A 19889-nucleotide genomic window follows, 5' to 3' on the forward strand; every position below is an offset into this window, starting at 1 on the left:
ACGCCATGCTCGGCGCACAATGACAAAGGCTGTGCACTGCACAGCCTTTTTTGATTTTATATTAGTCGGTTCGCCTACTCTCTTTTCCATGGCAGACGAAATGCCACCACACCAAACAGAATCAAGATTGGGAAACGTAACGTTTCAACAATAAATGAAGCAATACCGCTGAAAGAGACAAAGCTTCCAGCCCAGCTAATCAGCAGATTTCCCGCTAACAACATCGCCATCACTCCAAGAACGATCTTGAATGAGAACTGACCAACCAAAGGTTTCGAGTCTGTTAACGTCACTAGGCATGCAATCGTCATCAAAATCGCCACCCAGAATGAGAATGTTGGCAGTGGCCATATCACCGTCAGAACAATCGACAGTAAGCACAATGCCCACCAAACACCTTTAGAACTCAATAAGGCGCTAATATCAACATCCGGTTTCGCGTCTAATCTCACGATATGCCACGTCGTTAAAGCGCCTAATACGCCACCCATTAATACATCACTAAAAAACGCACTACCTGAATAAGACTTAAATAGCATGATCCACAGCAGGCCAGCGAGCACTACCAGAATGGCTTTTTGCTCCAAGAGGCGCTTTAGTTTCCAAAAGACTAACAAGGTTAAACTGACCCACAAGGCAGCCAACAGACTTGGAAAACTATACCCACTGCTCATCACCAGTTTCAATGTTGGCATGTAAGCGTGTGGACGTGGAAAACCAAAACCTTGGTGCGCGATTAAAGTAAGTAGTGTCACCGAGATCAAAGTGAAGCAAAACTTCAACGCGAAGTTACGGCCAAAGTACCAAGCAATTAACGGCAATATCACAATGAAGACCCATGGCTTGGCCAACAAGTCAGTCAAAAGCACAGTATTCGCAAATACGCTTGGCATCTTATCGAACGTGTTTTGAAGTGACACAATCCAATTTAATTCAACTTGATGGACTTTGGGTGCCGCGCCCACCAGCTCAGTCACATACGTCACCGGTTGATCTGTCGCAGATAAAAACAGCTCGTTAATCTCAGACCACTGTTCTGGGTAGCGGTATTGGTGATCTTGCAATTCAGTAGGAGGAAGTAACATCGCTCGGCTGACTTCCACGCCATAATGAGGAGCAAACCAAATCGGCAGCTCAAAGCCACCTAACTCATTTCGAGCCTTGTAACTGATCACTTCAGAGTCAGAAATACAATCAAACACGACGGCACTGTCGGTATAACCTAGCACATCACCGACCGTTACCGACAAACCAGCCTCTTCCCACGTTTCACGTTGCGCCGCGACGGCTGGCGGCTCACCTGAAACAACAGTGCCTCCCGGTAGAGACAATTGACCGGTGATCAACTCATCAACCAACACGATTTGGTTATCAGCACGTACTACACACAAGGCGCCCGCGATATGATCGGGCAAAGTGTCGTTTGCCCAAGCGGAAGTAGTACTCAAAAGAGACAGTATGAAAACTAATAAATATCGAATAACCAACGAGTTTACCTAAAAATTAATAGAAGAATATTGAAGACTGCTGTTGCAGTTGAACTATTGTAATCAAAGCCACACAAAATCGCTGTCTACGTTTTGTGCAAAGCCTTCCTCATCCATTGAATGTGAGGTGTGAACCCCATTTTTTGATAGAAGTCCTTGGCAGGCGAGTTAAAGTCCCAAACTTCTACAAAGACTTGTTCAACCCCATAATCATCAAAAGTACTTTCAACTTTGTTAAACAACTTTTCAGCAATCGATTCTTTTCGATAATCAGGCAAGACAAACAGTTCATCGACACTTCCCATCGGCACTGGTTTGCTGACCGTTGAGATAAGCTCACAAAAATGCCCAGAGATAAAGCCAACAATGAGCTCTCCTTTTAATGCCACATAAACCAAACATTCAGGGTCATCCAAGTATCGTGCAATGCTTTTTTCCTGCTCAATCTCTTCTGCCGTTTTAAAGTGCTCTGGGCTAGCAAGGTGGTGGTGATGGTGGAGATCGAACATTAACTCGTTAAGTTGTTCTAAATCCGCGTGCTTTGCGGCCCTTAAGGTGACATTCATGACTATTGCGCTTCTCAAACCAAATTAATATCTAAACTGAGTCTAGTTTACTTGGCGTGAGTATCTATACAAGTTATTGAATTAATTCATTGTTTGAAGTGTGTATTTTAGATACAAAAACGGCCACATTACGTGGCCATTCTGTTTGAATGATTTTGAATTAAACGAATATCGAAGCTATGGCTTTTGCTGTAGCTTCAGCTTTATGCACCGTTATCTTCTTTCTCTTCTTTGAGATCAGCAAGCTGTTGTTCCAGTTCAATAAGCTTAATTTCCGCCTCTACTTCCGCAACTCGCTTTTCTGCATCAGTGCGATTGTCTTGCGCTAGACCATCAGCAGTAACTTGGGTTCGTTGTGCGTTTCTTGCATCGTCCGTATCTTTCATTGAACCCGCAACACCACCGGTCACACCACCTAATGCAGCGCCCTTAACGGCTAAACTCGCATCTCCAGTTAGAGCGCCGGCTGTTGCTCCTAATAAAGCACCACCTACCGCACCACGATTACGTGCGGCATTCTCATTTTCGTTATCCATTGCTGGTGATGCGCAACCAGAAAGAGTCACAATCAGTGTCGCTAAAAGAAAAGGTTTAGTGAATTTCATAGGAGTCTCGCTTAGTTCTTCGTTTTGAGTAGAACCATCTTAAGCAGAGCCGTTAATGAGATAAATAAAGCCACGTTTAGACGATACATCATGTTCAGCTATGTATTATTCAGCCATCGCATAACTGATTAATGATATATAGCTTTGAGCTCGCTTTATCCTCACCAACAAAAAAGGCGACCAATAAGGTCGCCTCAATCGCGCTTTCTCTATAATTCTTGCCTTTCACATATCTCTTAGCCTTTAGACCAAAAGTTTTGCATGTTTGCTACGCTAGGTGGTGGCCTAACACCACAATCTCGATAATGATTTTTATCGCCGATCCCCAGTATCTTGCCATTTTCGTCATCAATCATAGCCGCAACTTTAACACCGTCTCCCACATGGCGAGTTAACACGACAATTTCACCAGCTCTTTCAGACCTTACTGCGCCTAAGATTTGATATTCGTAGCGGCCTTTCCTTGAATTAACGATCATCTTCGAGTTAATAGGGTCGGCTTCATATCCCACACCAATATCAAAAACCGCTTGATAGAGATCGACGCCAGTCTTTGATACACATTTAAATACCTTGGGATGACTCAAAGGTTCTAACAATGCTCTACTCGCTTCATCCTTTGAAATACTGGCACTAGCAGCACCACTGACCAATAAAGCAATCAACAAAAAGTAAGCTCGCATAAAAAGACCTCAATATGTGGGATTCATAATGAGGTCATAGTAAACGCAATGGATAAGCGGATGAATAAAGTAGAGTTTAGGTAAACCATCACGCCGGATTATGTATAAATCAACAAGCCGAAGGTGAGATTACCTAAACTGCGACGTCTATTTGCCGAGCTTTTCAGCAATTTCAGTTAAGCTGGTAGGGTCGTCAATAGTTGAAGGCACCACATATTGTTCACCTTCTGCGATCTGCCGGATCGTTCTACGTAAGATCTTACCTGAGCGTGTCTTAGGTAACCTCTCAACAACCAAGGCTTGCTTAAAACAAGCTACCGCGCCGATCTCATTACGAACCTTGCCAACCAATTCCCTTTGCAACTCAATGCCATCGACTTTTACGCCATCTTTTAACACAACTAGACCTAAAGGAAGTTGTCCTTTCAAGTCATCGTGAATCCCGACTACCGCGCATTCTGCAATGGCTGGGTGACCACCCACGATTTCTTCCATTTCTCCCGTCGACAGACGGTGTCCCGCTACGTTTATCACATCGTCGATACGGCCCATGATAAATAGATACCCATCTTCATCAAGATAGCCACCGTCCCCAGAAACATAATAGCCCGGGAACTGACTCAAATAGCCGGATTCAAACCGATCATGATTGCGCCATACCGTGGGTAAACAACCAGGCGGCAATGGTCGTTTAAGTGCCACAAGCCCTTGTTGATTCGTTTGTGCGATTTCACCCAATTCATTGAGGATCTCCACTTGGTAACCGGGTACTGGCTTGGTTGAAGAACCCGCTTTTACAGGCAAAGATTCAAGCCCTGTTGGATTGGCAGAAATAGCCCAACCCGTTTCGGTTTGCCACCAGTGGTCGATAACCGGTTTATTGGTATGAGACTCGACCCAATCCAATGTTGGCGGGTCTAAGCGCTCGCCAGCCATGAAAATCGACTTGAGCGATGATAAGTCATACTTGGTGAGCAACTCGCCTTCAGGATCTTCTTTCTTAATGGCTCTAAACGCTGTTGGCGCAGAAAATAACACATCGACGTTATACTCTTCACACACACGCCAGAATGCGCCGGGATCTGGCGTTCGTACTGGCTTGCCTTCAAACAAAATAGTCGTACAACCATGAATCAATGGTGCATAAACAATATAAGAATGCCCCACTACCCAGCCGACATCAGAAGCTGCCCAAAACACACCATCTTGCGGCATATCGTAAATAGTGCTCATCGAGTATTTCATTGCAACCGCATGACCACCATTATCGCGCACCACGCCTTTTGGCTTACCCGTCGTCCCTGATGTATACAATATGTATAGTGGGTCAGTCGCTAGAACAGGCACACACACATGAGGCAATGCATCGCTAACCGCTTGTTGCCAAAGTACATCGCGTTCGTTGTTCAACTCGGCTAGAGACTGCTCTCTTTGGAATACCACCACTTTCTCAGGCTTCCAGCGGCTGTCCATGATCGCCCTGTCGACCATTGGCTTGTATGGCAGAACCTTGTTTATCTCGACACCGCAGGAGGCAGTAATCAACACTTTTGGTTCAGCATCTTCGATCCGAACTGCTAATTCATGAGGGGCAAAGCCACCAAACACCACCGAGTGAACCGCGCCTAGTCGAGCACAAGCCAGCATTGCCATTGCCGCTTCAGGAATCATTGGCATGTAGATCACCACACGATCGCCTTTAGTAACGCCTTGCGTGGCTAACATGCCTGCGACTTTAGCCACTTGGTCACGCAATTGATTGTAAGTGTACGAGGATTGAGTTCCTGTAACTGGAGAGTCGTAAATCAGCGCGGTATTGCCACCACGGCCATTTTCACAATGGTAATCAAGCGCCAACCAGCAGGTGTTCATCACCCCATCAGGAAACCAACGCTCAATACCATTCTCATCAGTTTGTAATATCGTTTTTGGTGGTTCAAACCAATCTATCGCTTGTGCTTGCGTTTCCCAGAACGAATTGGGGTCTTCCCTCGCCCATTGATACTCGGTGATATAATCTGTTTTTCTAGTCATTCGATTCGTAGCAGACATAGTGCCTCCTCCATGATTTATCCATTAGTCCAAGCGCCTTGCTTTTGGCTGTGTCACTTGGGTGCACTCTTTTCTCAGCGTTGTGTTCGTGAACATTTGACCGTTCACGACAATCGCTTTACTTAGGAAAAGGCACACGGATGGCACCTTCCATGATCACTCGGGCACTACGACTCATAATCGCCCGTTCTATTTTCCAACCGCTTTCCGTCTGAATAGCTTTAGCACCCACTTTTAAGGTTCCTGATGGGTGACCAAAGGTCACAAAATCTCGGGAACCCTCACCGACTGCCAAGTTCACTAACGTACCCGGAACACTCGCCGCTGAAGCAATGGCGACCGCTGCCGTACCCATCATGGCGTGATGCAGTTGTCCCATAGACAAAGCACGCACCAGAAGGTCAGTACCTTCGACAGCAACCGATTTGCCACTGGAGGCTTGGTACGCTTGAGGCTTAGCAACAAACGCGACTTTAGGTGTATGTTGACGTGATTCAGCTTGTTCTAAAGAATCAATAAGACCCATCGCTACTGCACCATGTGCTCGTATGGATTCAAACAGAGCCAAGGCTTTGGTATCACTATTGATATCTGATTGAAGTTCAGTGCCTTGGTAACCAACCGATTCAGCATCAACAAAAATGGTGGGTATCCCTGCATTAATGTATGTTGCTTTGATGCAACCCAGATCTGGAACATCTAAAAAATCGACAATATTCCCTGTTGGGAACATAGAGCCGCTCGCATCGGCGGGGTCTAGGAAATCAACTTGGATCTCAGCGGCGGGGAAAGTCACACCGTCGAGTTCAAAATCACCTAACTCTTGAACTTCGCCACCAGCGATTGGCACATGAACAATAATGGTTTTCTCTATGTTCACTTGCCATACTCGCACCTCGACCACACCGTTTTCTGGAATACGATTCGAGTCGACTAGGCCACTATGAATAGCAAATGGGCCTACGGCAGCAGACAGATTACCGCAGTTACCGCTCCAATCAACGAACGGCTTGTCTATTGCTACTTGGCCGAATAGGTAATCAACATCGTGATCGGCTTTACTGCTTTTCGAAACAATAACAGTTTTACTGGTACTGGATGTTGCGCCACCCATGCCATCGGTTTGTTTACCATAAGGATCTGGACTGCCAATTACTCTCAGCAACAACTTATCTCTCGACTCTCCAGCAACTTGAGCTGATTCAGGTAAATCACTTAGGTTGAAGAAAACGCCTTTGCTCGTCCCGCCTCGCATATAGGTCGCACGCACTTTTATCTGTTTAGTGTTCATCACAAGCTCCTACTGGGCGAGAAAGTCTTTAGCGAAACGTTGCAATACGCCACCAGCGCTGTACACATTCACTTCGTCAGCGGTGTCTAGTCGGCAGGTTACTGGCACATCAAGCTTTTCACCGTTTTTACGAGTGATGACTAGAGCCAAATCAGAACCTGCTTCAATGTCACCGTACACGTCGTAAAGTTCGGTGCCGTCCAGTTCTAAGGTGTTGCGATTGGTCCCCGCTTTGAATTGCAAAGGCAGCACGCCCATGCCAACCAAGTTGGTTCTGTGGATTCGTTCAAACCCTTCAGCAACAATCACTTCAACACCCGCTAGACGCACACCTTTGGCTGCCCAGTCACGTGATGAACCTTGTCCATAATCGGCACCCGCCACGACAATCAAAGGCTGTTTACGGTTCATGTAGGTTTCTATCGCTTCCCACATTCGCGTAACTTGACCTTCAGGTTCAACTCTTGCTAATGAACCTTGCACGACTTCTCCAGCGTCCTTCACCATTTCGTTAAACAGCTTAGGGTTGGCGAATGTTGCTCGTTGCGCGGTTAAGTGATCGCCTCGATGGGTCGCGTAAGAGTTAAAGTCCTCTTCCGGCACTTCCATTTTGGTGAGGTATTCCCCCGCTGCGCTCGAAGCGAGAATCGCATTTGAAGGGGATAAGTGATCCGTAGTGATGTTGTCACCCAGAATCGCTAAAGGTCTCATCCCTGAAAGGCTTCGCTCTCCCGCAAGAGCACCTTCCCAATAAGGTGGTCTGCGAATATAGGTACTTTGAGGTCGCCAGTCATAAAGCGGTTCAGTCGTCACCTGTTCCTCGTCTGGCTGGAACATTTTCACGTAGATTTGTTGGAATTGCTGAGGCTTTACGTGCTCACCGACAACGGCATCGATCTCTGCATCACTCGGCCATAAATCACTTAAGTAGATTGGCTTACCATTGTTGTCGGTGCCTAAGCTGTCTTTCTCGATATCAAAGCGAATCGTGCCAGCCAACGCGTAAGCAACCACCAACGGCGGTGAGGCTAAAAACGCTTGTTTGGCATAGGGATGGATTCGACCATCAAAGTTTCGATTCCCTGACAACACAGCAGTTGAGTACAGGTCGCGGTCGATGATCTCTTGTTGGATTGTAGGATCCAACGCCCCACTCATTCCGTTACAGGTAGTACACGCATAACCGACGATACCGAAGCCTAATTGTTCCAGCTCAGGTAGCAAACCTGCCGACTCAAGATAGAGCTTGGCAACTTTAGAACCTGGAGCAAATGACGTTTTCACCCACGGCTTACGAACTAATCCAAGCTGATTGGCTTTCTTAGCCACTAATGCTGCGGCGACCACGTTTCTTGGGTTGCTGGTGTTGGTACAAGAAGTAATTGCCGCAATGATTACGGCACCATCGGGCATCTGATCATCGCTGTACTCCTTAGCATGCTGCTCTTTCCAAGATGCTTGACTGATGCCTTGTTCAGCCAGCTCTCTAGTTGGCAAACGACGATGGGGATTGGATGGCCCTGCAAGATTGCGCTCGACCTTCGATAAATCAAACTCTAATACACGCTCATATTGAGCAGAATCGAGATCGTCAGCCCATAGCCCGGTTTGCTTGGCGTAGCGTTCGACTAGTTCAACCTGCTCAGGCTCTCGACCAGTGAGTTTCAGGTATTGAATAGTCTGCTCATCGATATAGAACATACCCGCTGTCGCACCATATTCTGGCGTCATGTTAGATATTGTTGCGCGGTCACCAATGGTCAGTGCACGAGCCCCCTCACCGAAGAATTCCAAATAGCTTGAGACCACTCTCTCATTGCGAAGGAACTCAGTAATCGCAAGCACAATATCCGTTGCAGTTATCCCTTCTTGTCTCTGACCCGTCAGTTTAACGCCGACAATATCAGGCAATCGCATCATCGACGGACGACCTAGCATCACTGTCTCAGCTTCCAAGCCGCCCACACCAATCGCAATAACGCCCAGAGCATCAACGTGCGGTGTATGGCTATCGGTACCAACACAGGTATCAGGGAAAGCGATGCCTTCTTTAGATTGAATAACCGGAGACATTTTCTCCAAGTTAATCTGGTGCATGATCCCGTTACCAGCAGGGATCACACTCACGTTTTTAAACGCGGTTTTACACCATTCAATAAAATGAAAACGGTCTTCGTTTCTGCGCTCTTCAATCGCGCGGTTTTTATCAAAGGCTTCGCTATCAAAGCCTGCGTGTTCCACTGCCAGAGAGTGATCAACAATCAGTTGGGTTTCGACCACTGGGTTTACCTTGGCAGGGTCTCCGCCTTGGTCGGCAATCGCGTCTCTTAATCCAGCCAAATCTACTAGGGCTGTTTGACCAAGAATGTCATGACATACAACGCGCGCAGGATACCAAGGAAAATCTAAGTCGCTCTTACGTTCAATGATCTGTTTTAAGCTGTCTTCAAGGGTTTCAGGATCACAGCATCTTACTAACTGCTCTGCCAATACTCTCGACGTATAAGGCAAGGTTTTATAACTGCCTGGAGATATCGCTTCTACCGCTTCGCAAGCATCGAAATACTCTAAATGGGTTCCGGGTAAAAGTTTCCGGTACTGATTTTTATCAAGGTACTGAGCTTGTTCAAGTTTTACATCAGACATACATCCACCATTATCTGTTAAATTCTATTCGTTGTTTCTTGAGGCCTTGTCGTATGAAGACGGAAGTCACCTCAAGATATAAGTCGGCTCGTTATAGAGGGCTAACGTAGATGAATAGGTAGCCAGTCTTGATGCTCTGGCCCGGTGTAGTCTGCACTTGGACGAATGATGCGATTGTTTTCTCTTTGTTCGAACACGTGTGCTGTCCAACCCGTAAGGCGGCTCATCACGAAGATTGGCGTAAACAGTTTGGTTGGGATGTCCATGAAGTGATAAGCCGACGCATGGAAGAAGTCAGCATTACAGAACAGTCCTTTCTCGCGCTTCATAACCGCTTCAACACGCTCTGAAACGGCATAAAGCTGTTTATCACCCACCTCTTGAGCTAGCTCTTTTGACCAATGCTTGATTAAGGCGTTTCGTGGATCGCTCTCACGATAAATGGCATGACCGAAGCCCATGATTTTGTCTTTGTTAGCAAGCATCTGCATGATGTTAGTTTCTGCTTCATCAGCCGTTTGCCAATCTTGGATCATTTCCATCGCCGCTTCATTCGCACCGCCATGTAAAGGACCTCTCAACGTACCAATCGCTGCGGTGACGCACGAATGGATATCAGACAACGTTGATGCACAAACACGAGCGGCAAAAGTCGAAGCATTAAACTCATGTTCCGCATACAGGGTTAGCGAGCAGTGCATCACCTTCTTATGAAGTTCACTAGGTGTTTTATCCGTTAGCATTTTCAAGAAGTAGCCACCCAGACAGGCTTCACTTTGATCTTCAGTATCAATTCGCACGCCATCATGGCTAAAGCGGTACCAATAACAAATAATGGCAGGGAAAAGCGCGAGCATTCGTTCAGTCGCGGGCAGTTGCTCAGAAAAATCAGTCTCTTGCTCTAGATTACCTAGCATTGAACAACCCGTTCTCATCACATCCATTGGATGAGCGTCTGCAGGGATCAGTTCTAAGGCCGCTTTCAAAGGTTGAGGCAAGCCGCGCAGACCAACTAACAAGGCTTTGTAGTCATCGAGCTCTTTTTCAGTGGGTAAGTGACCTCTTAGTAGCAGATGCGCCACTTCTTCGAACTTAGCATGAACAGCAAGGTCGGTTATGTCATAGCCACGGTAGGTTAAACCCGTTCCTGACTGGCCTACGGTACATAGCGCAGTGGTTCCCGCACTTTGGCCACGTAGACCAGCACCACCGATTGCAGGTGCGCTTACTGGTGCGCTTACTGGTGCACTTGCTGTTTTTGCGCTTTGTTGTTGGTTTTCTGTTGAAGCCTTATCGACAGCTGCTTTATCACTCAAAGATACAGACATGGTGAACTCCTTTTCTGTGTTAGCCGCCTGCACTCTTTGGTGCTGCCTGTTTATGTGTCCGATGATCTTTATCATCGGTACTGGATATGGCGACTAACCATTTCACGTTATTGGATTAAGTTGATTTTTGATTAATTGAAACTGGTTTACCCTTCGCTTGAAAACAACTGATCAAGCTTATTCTCGTAGTGGTGGTAATTCAGGTGTTCGTAAAGCTCTTTTCGGGTTTGCATTGAATCCAACAGAGCTTCTTGATTGCCTTCAACTAACAAGTGCTTGTAAACATTCTCCGCCGCTTTGTTCATCGCACGGAACGCACTCAATGGGTAAAGCACCATGTCGACACTTGATTGGGCCAACTCGTTACAGTTGTAGAGTGGTGTTTGGCCGAACTCAGTGATGTTCGCGAGAATAGGCACGTGCTTACCCGTTGCAGATTTCAGCGCTGCCGAGAACTTCACGTATTGATCGAGTTGATTCATCGCCTCAGGGAAGATCATGTCTGCGCCCGCTTCAACACAAGCTATCGCTCGCTCAATTGCGCTATCAATGCCTTCAACCGCCAATGCATCCGTACGCGCCATAATCACAAAGCTGTCATCGGTTCTAGCATCGGTTGCCGCTTTGACTCTATCGACCATCTCTTGCTGACTTACAATCGCTTTATTTGGTCGATGACCACAGCGTTTCTGGGCCACTTGGTCTTCCATATGGATTGCTGCTGCGCCTGCCTTCTCCATAGCGCGAATCGTACGTGCAATATTGAATGCGCCACCAAATCCCGTATCGATATCCACCAGCAATGGCAGATCACACGCGTTGGTAATACGTTCAACATCTACCAACACATCGTTCAATGTGGTGATGCCTAAATCAGGCAACCCATAAGACGCATTGGCGATGCCTCCGCCAGACAAATAGATCGCCTGATGCCCCAAGTTCTTTGCCATCATCGCGCAGTACGGATTGACCGTGCCGACGATCTGCAATGGGTCGTTGTCTTGCACAGCTTGTCGGAACTTAGCTCCTGCTGATAACTTCATAATGACGCTCCTTGTTAATTGTTAATTTCTAATCTTTATGACTACTGATGTTTAGCTCTCGCCAGCGAAGAACCGCTGGCAAATACCAGTCGCCAGTTAATCAAGATCTTTGGATTGAATTTGTTGCTCTATAAGCAATCGGCTACCCGAGATGTGTCTTCGCATTAGCATTTCTGCTAGCTCTTCATCACGGTTACGAATTGCTTGTAGGATATATTTATGTTCATCAAGCGCCTCTTTTGGTCGAGACTGTGCTCTAGGCGATTGATAGCGATACATGCGTAATAAGTGATAAAGCTCGTCACACAACAACGAAATGAGTTTGCTGTTGCGACTCGCTTTGATAATGCGGTAATGGAAATCAAAATCCCCATGTTGATGAAAGTAAGAAGAACCTTCTACTTCATCGATATGCTTTGAATGTGTCGACAATAACCCTTCAAGCCCGACAAGCTCTTCTTGTGTGATATGTCTCGCTGCGAGTCGAGCCGCCATGCCTTCCAAAGCCTCTCGCACCGCGTACAACTCGAGTAGTTTGTCTGCCGAAAAAGTAATAACTCGAGCCCCTACATGAGGAATGCGTTCAATCAAGCCAAGCCCTTCAACACGCATTATCGCTTCACGTAATGGGCCTCGGCTTACCTCAAAGCGTTTAGCCAGTTCAGGCTCCGAGATCTTACTGCCCGGTGCTAATTCACCGTTAACAATCGCCTCAACGAGATACTCAGTGAGATTTTCTGATTTAGTGTTCTCTTTATCGCTAACACGTGTTTTCGTGTTTGCATTTAAGCTGAGATCTTTTATCGCAGTATTCATATTCACGCTGCTCACTTCTGATTGCTGAACCTTAATTGTCAACAATTTCATAACATGAACATAAAATACACGATTGAATTGTCGACAATCAAGCCAATTGTCGACAATCTAGACTAAGGTAGTATTTTTCATAGACGATTAAAACTAATCCAAAAGGACACTACAAACAACTCAACCATCTGTTATTTATCGATTTAATCAGAGTAAGAGTCACTAACCCCCTATCTACCCTAAAATCATTTGAAATCGATATGTCGACAACTTATAGCCGAAACTTGTCAAAAGCAGCCCCCTTCGTATCTATCCACCAGCTCACCGATAAACAGATATAAAAAAGGCGCACTCATGTGCGCCTTTCATTCATAGACCCCGTTCTAACAAGCCACCTTTACTCAAGCAATCTGACGAGTAACATCTAGGTATTTGCTGATATCAACGAAATCAATTTGTTCCGGCTTCAGATACTCTTCTGCATAACGCAGGTGAGTACCGCTGGTTAAGAACAATCTAAACAGTTCGATATCGAGATGCTCGTCCAATGCCATTTTATACATGATGTCGACAGCAACACTGATTGGCTTAGCCTTCTTATAAGGCCTATCTGCAGCGGTTAATGCCTCAAAAATATCAGAGATCACCAGAATACGTTCTGGGATTGAGAGGTCATCACCAGTCAGCTTCCTTGGATACCCTGTACCTTTAAGTGTTTCATGGTGAGTTGAAGCGTAGCGAGGAACACGACTTAGCTCTTTCGGGAATGGCAGGTTCTCAAGCATCTTAATCGTGCCAAGCATGTGCTCGTTTATCTTAAATCTATCTTCAGCAGTCAATGTACCGCGTGCAATACTCAGATTGTAGACTTCGCCTAGGTTGTATAAGTGCTCAGGCACATCCATTTTAATTTGATGTTTCGGGTCAAATTCTAACGGCCTATCTCTTTTCACTATGTGCTCTGGCTTATCACTCAAAAGTGGTTCTGTGGCTGGTAAACTTGAACTCGGCTCTCGATTCATTGCCTCTATCGGTGATAGACCAAGTTGATCATCAAAGTGACGCGTCCAGGTCGTCTCAGCAATCGAGCGAATACGAGTGACTTTGTCATCACTCATGAACTCACCACCAACGTTCGACGTAGCGATAAAGGCAAAGTCATCTTGTAGCTGCTGCTTCGTTGCCGTAAGTTCATCGGCTATCAGTTGCGTTGATAGCGTACCATCAAGTTGTTTTCTCAAAGCGGTGATTTCCGCATCACGCCAAAGTACTTCAAATCGAGTTCTCACCTCGTGGATTCGGTTGTAGTTCGCTTCTAACTTCGTACCTTTATCGACGATGTGTTCCGGTGTCGTGATCTTGCCACAATCATGAAGCCAAGCCGCAATTCTAAACTCACGGCGTTCGTCATCATTTTTAAACTCAAAGTCTTTGAAGTGCTCAGACTGCGATTGTTCCGCCGCGTCAGCCAGCATCAAGCCGAGTTCTGGTACACGATTACAATGCCCTGCCGTATAAGCGGACTTATCATCGATCGCTTGAGCGATGAGCTTGATAAACGACTCAACAAACGCCTCTTGCATCTGTTCATGTCGTTTAATCTCCATAGCCATCTCTTTTACAGCAACAGATAATTCCCACACTTCTTTGATTCGAGTATCAAGAATTGTCACGTTGTCATAATCACGCAGCTTAACCTTATGAGTCTCTTCCTCTAATTGGCGAATTGGATGCACTATCGGCGCACCAAAAACCCAAGCAATAGGCAACGTCAAACTCATCAGTAACACCGTTACACCAACAGAGGTTGCTAGACGTTTATTGACTGTACTGAAGACTTCAGATTCGGGAATCAATACCGCAAAATACTCAGAGTAGTGTTCGCCCGTGTCTATTTTCTTTAAATAGAGATGCTTGATCTCGCCATTCAACTCTACCCTTACCATACTGCCTTCAACCGTTGCTTCCTTAGTCAAATCATAAAGTTCAGTATAAGGAACCGTCGTATTCGTATTAAAGCCGGTATCATGCAGCCACTTTTTCGCTAAGGCATCAAGTTGTTCACCACTTAACTTACTGATAGCTTGATCAATGATTGGGAGCAATTGTTTATGCTTGCTCTGCAGCACCAAATGGAATTGGTTTGAGTAGTTCTGTTTTAGATCTTCTAGAGTCCCATTGACAACAAGGCCTGGCTGGAAAAACCTATCTAATGCAAACGAGAGTACGGGTTCTGCTTCTAAGAAAGCAAAGTTCTCTTCGCTTTCAATTGAATTAAATGCAGACTCTAGGTTTTCAAATTCAACTAAATCAATGTTCGGAAAATCCTCTCTCAACTTAGGAATAATTGACCACCCAGATAAAATGGCAACTTTTTTACCCTCAAGCTCGGCATAATTAGTGACAACCTTCGCGCCGACCCTTGTCACGATAGAAAATGGCAATTCATAAATTGGAGTCGTGTATAGGCCATCTATGCCATTATTTTTATAATGTTGAACCGATTGCAGGCCATCAATACTTCCTTCTTGAAACTTACTGACAAGCTCGCCCCAAGAGAAACCATTAACAAATTCAAACCTGATCCCTGTCATCTCACCAATCATTTTAAGAAGGTCTATCGCATAGCCGTTTGGTTTTCCCGCCACTGAAAAGTCCATCGGCCCCCAATCATTTTGATTAGACACTAACAGCGGAGGGGTATCGTTAATCAAGGCTTGCTGCTCAGACGATAGCATCAATGTTGATACATCAAACTCTGATTCCTGATTGTTAACCTTGAGGTTAGACGCAATAATATTACCCGATTTCGAATATAAGAAAGACTCAACCTTACTGTCTTCTGCTAAGCCAAGCGCCGTACCTGATAGTTTGCTAGCTAAAGAAGACAACACAATATCAATACCAATCACATGTTGAACTTCAGATTCGATTTTCGAATCAAACGCTAAAGAATAAGTTTGCCCGGTAATTTGTAAATGCTGGAAAAGATATGGCTGAGTTTTTTCGACCGACTGAACATTGGCAGAAACATACCAAGGCCTGGTTGTTGGAAGGTAGTTGCTCTGCTCCGTAGTTGAGTTTCTTAGCGTAAACTCTTGGTCAAAATATTTCGTCGTACGGACGCGCTCCTCCCCTATATTATGAATCTCAACCACAACCCAACGGTCTTTTTGTTGTGCACCGATTTTTTCTCTAACGACAGGGGCAGATTCTAGATTAATAATTTGGAAGAAGTTTTCATTAGATGAGCCAATGTAAATACTATAAAAGAGAGGGTTATCTTTAATTGCTTCTGAAAGAATACTACGCGACTCTTCTTTCGATATTTTGTTACTTATAGAACGTTTCACTGAAGAAAGTAAACGCGCCGTATTGGCTGCGTCAGAATCAACCGCGCCGATATAGTTACTCAGCTCTTGGGACACCATCGTCAACTTTGATAGGGTATTCTCAGTCGCCATTTTTTTACTGAAGTAATATTGCAGTGAAACCGCAACAACAGCGGTAAGAAATGTCGCGAGTAAAAACATTCCTCCAACAGTAAATCGTAACGAAATTTTTTTGTCTGTCATTATTCGATCCTTGAATAACCACTAGCTCAGAAATGTAACGTGCCAGCTATAATCATATTATTACAGTAGCACTGCACACCTAGCAACATATTACTCTATATATTAAAGAGCGCCTCTCCATATCACTCTTTGTGTCGCAATAAGTACCCTCTTTAATGATACACAGCAGTATAAAGCGACCAACAGTCAAAAGAATTGTTCACATAAACTCAAGAAAAACCTAGTTATTATTGCTAGAAGAATCCTACAGCCACCTCCCCGCGAACTTTATGAACAATATTAATCCAATGTTCTTTATTCTCAATATCACCGCATTACAGACATTTCGTTAACACACCGTTAACCTTAACGTCATCTACTAAGCAATATCCTACTCATCTGTTTAGTAGCTGGAAATAAAACATAAGTTTCTCTCCATTGAAGAGATCCCCTACATAAGGAACGTGAACCATGTTCAAGGCACTGAAACCTACTCTTGCGGCTTCTATCATCGCAGCAACCTTTTCTTTCAACACTTTTGCTGCTGACGTAGAGAAAATCCACTTCCTAATCCCTGGCGGCGCTGGTGGCGGTTGGGATATGACAGCTCGTGGTACGGGTGATGTATTGGTGAAATCAGACATCGTAGAAAATGTCTCTTTCCAAAACCTTTCTGGTGGTGGTGGCGGTAAAGCTATTGCTCACCTAATCGAAACGGCTCAACGCCAAGAAGACACGCTAATGGTGAACTCAACGCCTATCGTTGTTCGTTCACTAACGGGGATCTTCCCACAATCTTTCCGTGACCTAACTCCTGTAGCAGCAACCATTGCCGATTACGGTGCAATCGTCGCATCTGCGGATTCTAAGTACAACACTTGGGAAGACGTCGTTAAAGAGTTCGAAAGCAACCCACGTAAAGTAAAAATTGCTGGCGGCTCAGCTCGTGGCAGCATGGACCACCTTGTGGTTGCGGCAGCGTTCAAAGGCGAAGGTTTTGATGCTAAAAAAGTGCGTTACATTGCCTACGATGCTGGCGGTAAAGCGATGGCAGCACTGCTTTCTGGCGAAACACAGCTGCTTTCTACTGGCCTTGGTGAAGTGCTAGAGATGTCTAAATCTGGCCAAGTAAAAGTGCTTGCTGTGACGGCGCCAAAGCGTCTTGACGCTGCACCTAACATCCCAACACTGACTGAGTACGGCAACGAAACCGTATTCGCTAACTGGCGTGGTTTCTTTGCGGCACCAGGCACAAGCCAAGCGAAGATCGACGAGTGGAATGTAGCGCTTGGCAAAATGTACAAAACCGATGAGTGGCAAGTGGTTCGTGACCGTAACGGTTGGATCGACAACTACAAAGCTGACAAAGATTTTTACGCCTTCTTAGAAGATCAAGAAAAACAGATGGGCGACCTAATGCGTGAGCTTGGTTTCTTGAAATAACCAACAACCATAGAGGGCCTATGTGCCCTCTTACTCTTTCCTTGTTTCGCCGTGCATGAGTTAACTTCAAACTCCTTTGTTTATTCGTAGACGTATTACTAACGCTTGCCGATTCGTTGTAAACGCAAGTGGCTGATAAACCAGTACCGTAATTCGCTTACCTTTGGTTAGTGATCCCAGACATTTCATTGACTCGCTCATGTACGGCTTTTTTACTTTTTATACCACCCCAAATGGAGTTGGATATGTCGGACTTACCAACCAAATTTCTGAGTAAGGAATCTTTGCTTTCGAAGGATCGCATCGGAGCCATGCTCTTTATGCTTGCGTGTTTATGCTATGGCTACCAAACCACGCTGATTCCTTTGTTCCCCGGTGACGAGTACGAACCCTTCACAGCAAGAACCTTACCTATCCTGCTAACGTTTATCGGCATTGGCCTTTCGTTGATCCTGCTTATAACCGGACAGCCGGATAAAAAAGTCACATGCGACACTACGCCGCTGAACTGGAAACTGCTTATTGGCTTCTTGGTGTTAATGGCTCTGTACGGTGTTGGGCTGACTTATCTTGGCTTTGTTTTAGCAACCAGCTTCTTCTTACTTGCAGGCTTTTACCTACTGGGTGAGCGCCGCAAAGCTGTCTTATTTGGCGCGTCGTTTCCTTTCGTTATCGCGTTCTTTCTTTTATTAACTCAAGGCTTAGATATCTACCTAGAGCCTGGTTTAATCTTCACTCTTTGGTAGGGATAACATTATGTTAGACGGAATTTTACAAGGACTTTCGACCGCCGTGATGCCAATGAACATCATGATGGTAATTGTTGGCTGTTTTGTTGGTACCTTTATTGGGATGCTACCGGGACTCGGTCCAATTTCAGCAATCGCGTTGATGATCCCGATTACATACGGCCTAGACCCTTCTTCTGGCCTAATCTTGATGGCTGGTGTGTACTACGGCGCTGTATTTGGTGGCTCGACGTCATCAATATTAATCAACGCTCCGGGTTGTTCTTCAACAGTAGTAACCGCATTCGATGGCTACCCGATGGCACAAAAAGGCCAAGCTGGTAAAGCACTTGCACTCGCAGCTTACTCTTCTTTCACTGGCGGCACGCTTTCGGCAATCATGCTTTTGATTGCCGCACCGGCTCTAGCAAGCGTGTCACTGAGCTTCCAGTCTTCAGACTACTTTGCGTTGATGTTGTTAGGTTTATCGGCAGTAGCGGCGTTTGCGGGCCCAGGTCAGGTAATCAAGGCATGGATGATGACCATTCTTGGTTTGATGCTGTCTACTGTTGGCATCGACAAAGGCGTTGGTGTTGAGCGTTTCACGTTTGGTCTAACAGACCTGATGGATGGCTTTAGTTTCCTACTTCTTGCTATGGCAACCTTCGCTTTAGGTGAGACTTTAATGGGTATTCTAAAACCAGAGCAAGACACCAGCGCGGAAGAAAGCCAAAAGATGTCGGATATTGGTAGCATGAAGGTCACCAAAGAAGAGTTCAAAGAAGTGGCACCAGTTTCAATTCGATCTTCTATTCTCGGTTTCTTTACCGGTGTTCTACCGGGCGCAGGTGCCACTATTGCGGCATTCCTAAGTTACGGTATGGAGCGTAGCCTCGCGCCAAAAGACAAGCAGAAAGAGTTCGGTAAAGGCAGTATCCGTGGTCTTGTTGCTCCTGAATCAGCAAACAACGCCGCTTCAAGTGGTTCATTCGTTCCGCTACTAACGCTGGGTATTCCGGGCTCTGGTACAACTGCGATTATGCTTGGTGCATTGATTGCCTACGGTATTCAGCCTGGTCCTCGCTTGTTCGTTGAACACCCAGACGTATTTTGGTCGGTGATTATCTCGATGTACTTTGGCAACATCGTGCTGGTTATCTTAAACCTACCGTTGATCCCATATATTTCTAAACTGCTAGCGGTACCTAGAACGGTTCTACTGCCAATGATTATCTTCTTCTCAATCACTGGCGTGTACTTGGTGTCATTCAACACGATGGACGTATTTGTGATGCTACTGGTAGCGATGGCTGCGATAGCATTAAGGCTAGCCAACTTCCCATTGGCACCATTACTGTTAGGCTTCATATTGGGCGGCTTGATGGAAGAGAACTTAAGACGAGCATTGATGATCAGCGATGGTGAGTTGAACTTCTTATGGGAACGCCCTATTACGATGACCTTCACTATTCTGGCGGTATTGGTGCTGTCTAGCCCGATTCTAGTGAAACTATTTAAGAGTTTTAGAGCGAAGCCAGTAGAAGTGTAAAGCTTTATCGAATCAACTAAACCTCAACGAAAGGAGCCATTGGCTCCTTTTTTCATTTAAAGCCTCAATTAAAACCAGCGGTTAAAGATGGTAGCAAACTCACAAAC

14 protein-coding genes are annotated in these 19889 nt (G+C 45.6%); 3 read left to right on the top strand and 11 right to left on the bottom strand.

Annotated features, from left to right (window positions below; genetic code table 11):
* Window positions 1–74: 74 nt before the first annotated feature.
* The 11 genes from AB4167_RS18025 to AB4167_RS18075 all read right to left on the bottom strand — a co-directional run bounded on the left by AB4167_RS18025 (window position 75) and on the right by AB4167_RS18075 (window position 16083).
* Window positions 75–1487, bottom strand: a complete 1413-nt coding sequence (locus AB4167_RS18025) for an NUDIX domain-containing protein (RefSeq protein WP_372132267.1) — start codon at window positions 1485–1487, stop codon at window positions 75–77.
* Window positions 1488–1573: 86 nt separating this feature from the next.
* On the bottom strand, window positions 1574–2053 hold the full coding sequence (locus AB4167_RS18030; RefSeq protein ID WP_009846623.1) for a GNAT family N-acetyltransferase: 480 nt from the start codon (window positions 2051–2053) through the stop codon (window positions 1574–1576).
* 203 nt (window positions 2054–2256) lie between these two features.
* A complete protein-coding gene (locus AB4167_RS18035) occupies window positions 2257–2658 on the bottom strand; it encodes a glycine zipper domain-containing protein (protein WP_017062298.1) in 402 nt (133 codons plus the stop codon).
* 236 nt (window positions 2659–2894) lie between these two features.
* Window positions 2895–3341, bottom strand: a complete 447-nt coding sequence (locus AB4167_RS18040; protein WP_050648228.1) for a hypothetical protein — start codon at window positions 3339–3341, stop codon at window positions 2895–2897.
* A 147-nt stretch (window positions 3342–3488) separates the two neighbouring features.
* Entirely contained in the window at window positions 3489–5393 is a 1905-nt protein-coding gene (locus AB4167_RS18045) for a propionyl-CoA synthetase (RefSeq protein WP_372136868.1), read from the bottom strand.
* Between the two features lie 118 nt (window positions 5394–5511).
* A complete protein-coding gene (gene prpF, locus AB4167_RS18050) occupies window positions 5512–6684 on the bottom strand; it encodes a 2-methylaconitate cis-trans isomerase PrpF (RefSeq protein WP_372136869.1) in 1173 nt (390 codons plus the stop codon).
* A 9-nt stretch (window positions 6685–6693) separates the two neighbouring features.
* Window positions 6694–9330, bottom strand: a complete 2637-nt coding sequence (gene acnD / locus AB4167_RS18055; protein ID WP_372136870.1) for a Fe/S-dependent 2-methylisocitrate dehydratase AcnD — start codon at window positions 9328–9330, stop codon at window positions 6694–6696.
* A 101-nt stretch (window positions 9331–9431) separates the two neighbouring features.
* On the bottom strand, window positions 9432–10658 hold the full coding sequence (prpC, locus tag AB4167_RS18060) for a 2-methylcitrate synthase (RefSeq protein WP_372136871.1): 1227 nt from the start codon (window positions 10656–10658) through the stop codon (window positions 9432–9434).
* A 146-nt stretch (window positions 10659–10804) separates the two neighbouring features.
* Complete coding sequence (gene prpB / locus AB4167_RS18065) at window positions 10805–11701, bottom strand: methylisocitrate lyase (RefSeq protein WP_372136872.1); 897 nt, start codon at window positions 11699–11701, stop codon at window positions 10805–10807.
* Between the two features lie 96 nt (window positions 11702–11797).
* Window positions 11798–12517 (bottom strand): GntR family transcriptional regulator, encoded by a 720-nt coding sequence (locus AB4167_RS18070; RefSeq protein WP_372136880.1) that lies wholly within the window; start codon window positions 12515–12517, stop codon window positions 11798–11800.
* Between the two features lie 392 nt (window positions 12518–12909).
* On the bottom strand, window positions 12910–16083 hold the full coding sequence (locus AB4167_RS18075) for an HD domain-containing phosphohydrolase (RefSeq protein WP_372136873.1): 3174 nt from the start codon (window positions 16081–16083) through the stop codon (window positions 12910–12912).
* 450 nt (window positions 16084–16533) lie between these two features.
* Here AB4167_RS18075 and AB4167_RS18080 point away from each other — a divergent pair, with 450 nt between their 5' ends.
* The 3 genes from AB4167_RS18080 (at window position 16534) to AB4167_RS18090 (ending at window position 19782) form a co-directional block, all read left to right on the top strand.
* A complete protein-coding gene (locus tag AB4167_RS18080; protein WP_009846588.1) occupies window positions 16534–17505 on the top strand; it encodes a tripartite tricarboxylate transporter substrate binding protein in 972 nt (323 codons plus the stop codon).
* A 245-nt stretch (window positions 17506–17750) separates the two neighbouring features.
* Window positions 17751–18251, top strand: coding sequence for a tripartite tricarboxylate transporter TctB family protein (locus AB4167_RS18085; RefSeq protein ID WP_004733594.1), 501 nt, complete (start codon window positions 17751–17753; stop codon window positions 18249–18251).
* 10 nt (window positions 18252–18261) lie between these two features.
* On the top strand, window positions 18262–19782 hold the full coding sequence (locus AB4167_RS18090; RefSeq protein WP_012603793.1) for a tripartite tricarboxylate transporter permease: 1521 nt from the start codon (window positions 18262–18264) through the stop codon (window positions 19780–19782).
* Window positions 19783–19889 lie beyond the last annotated feature (107 nt).

Source organism: Vibrio sp. 10N.286.49.E11 (genome assembly GCF_041469505.1).
Classification (GTDB): domain Bacteria; phylum Pseudomonadota; class Gammaproteobacteria; order Enterobacterales; family Vibrionaceae; genus Vibrio; species Vibrio crassostreae_C.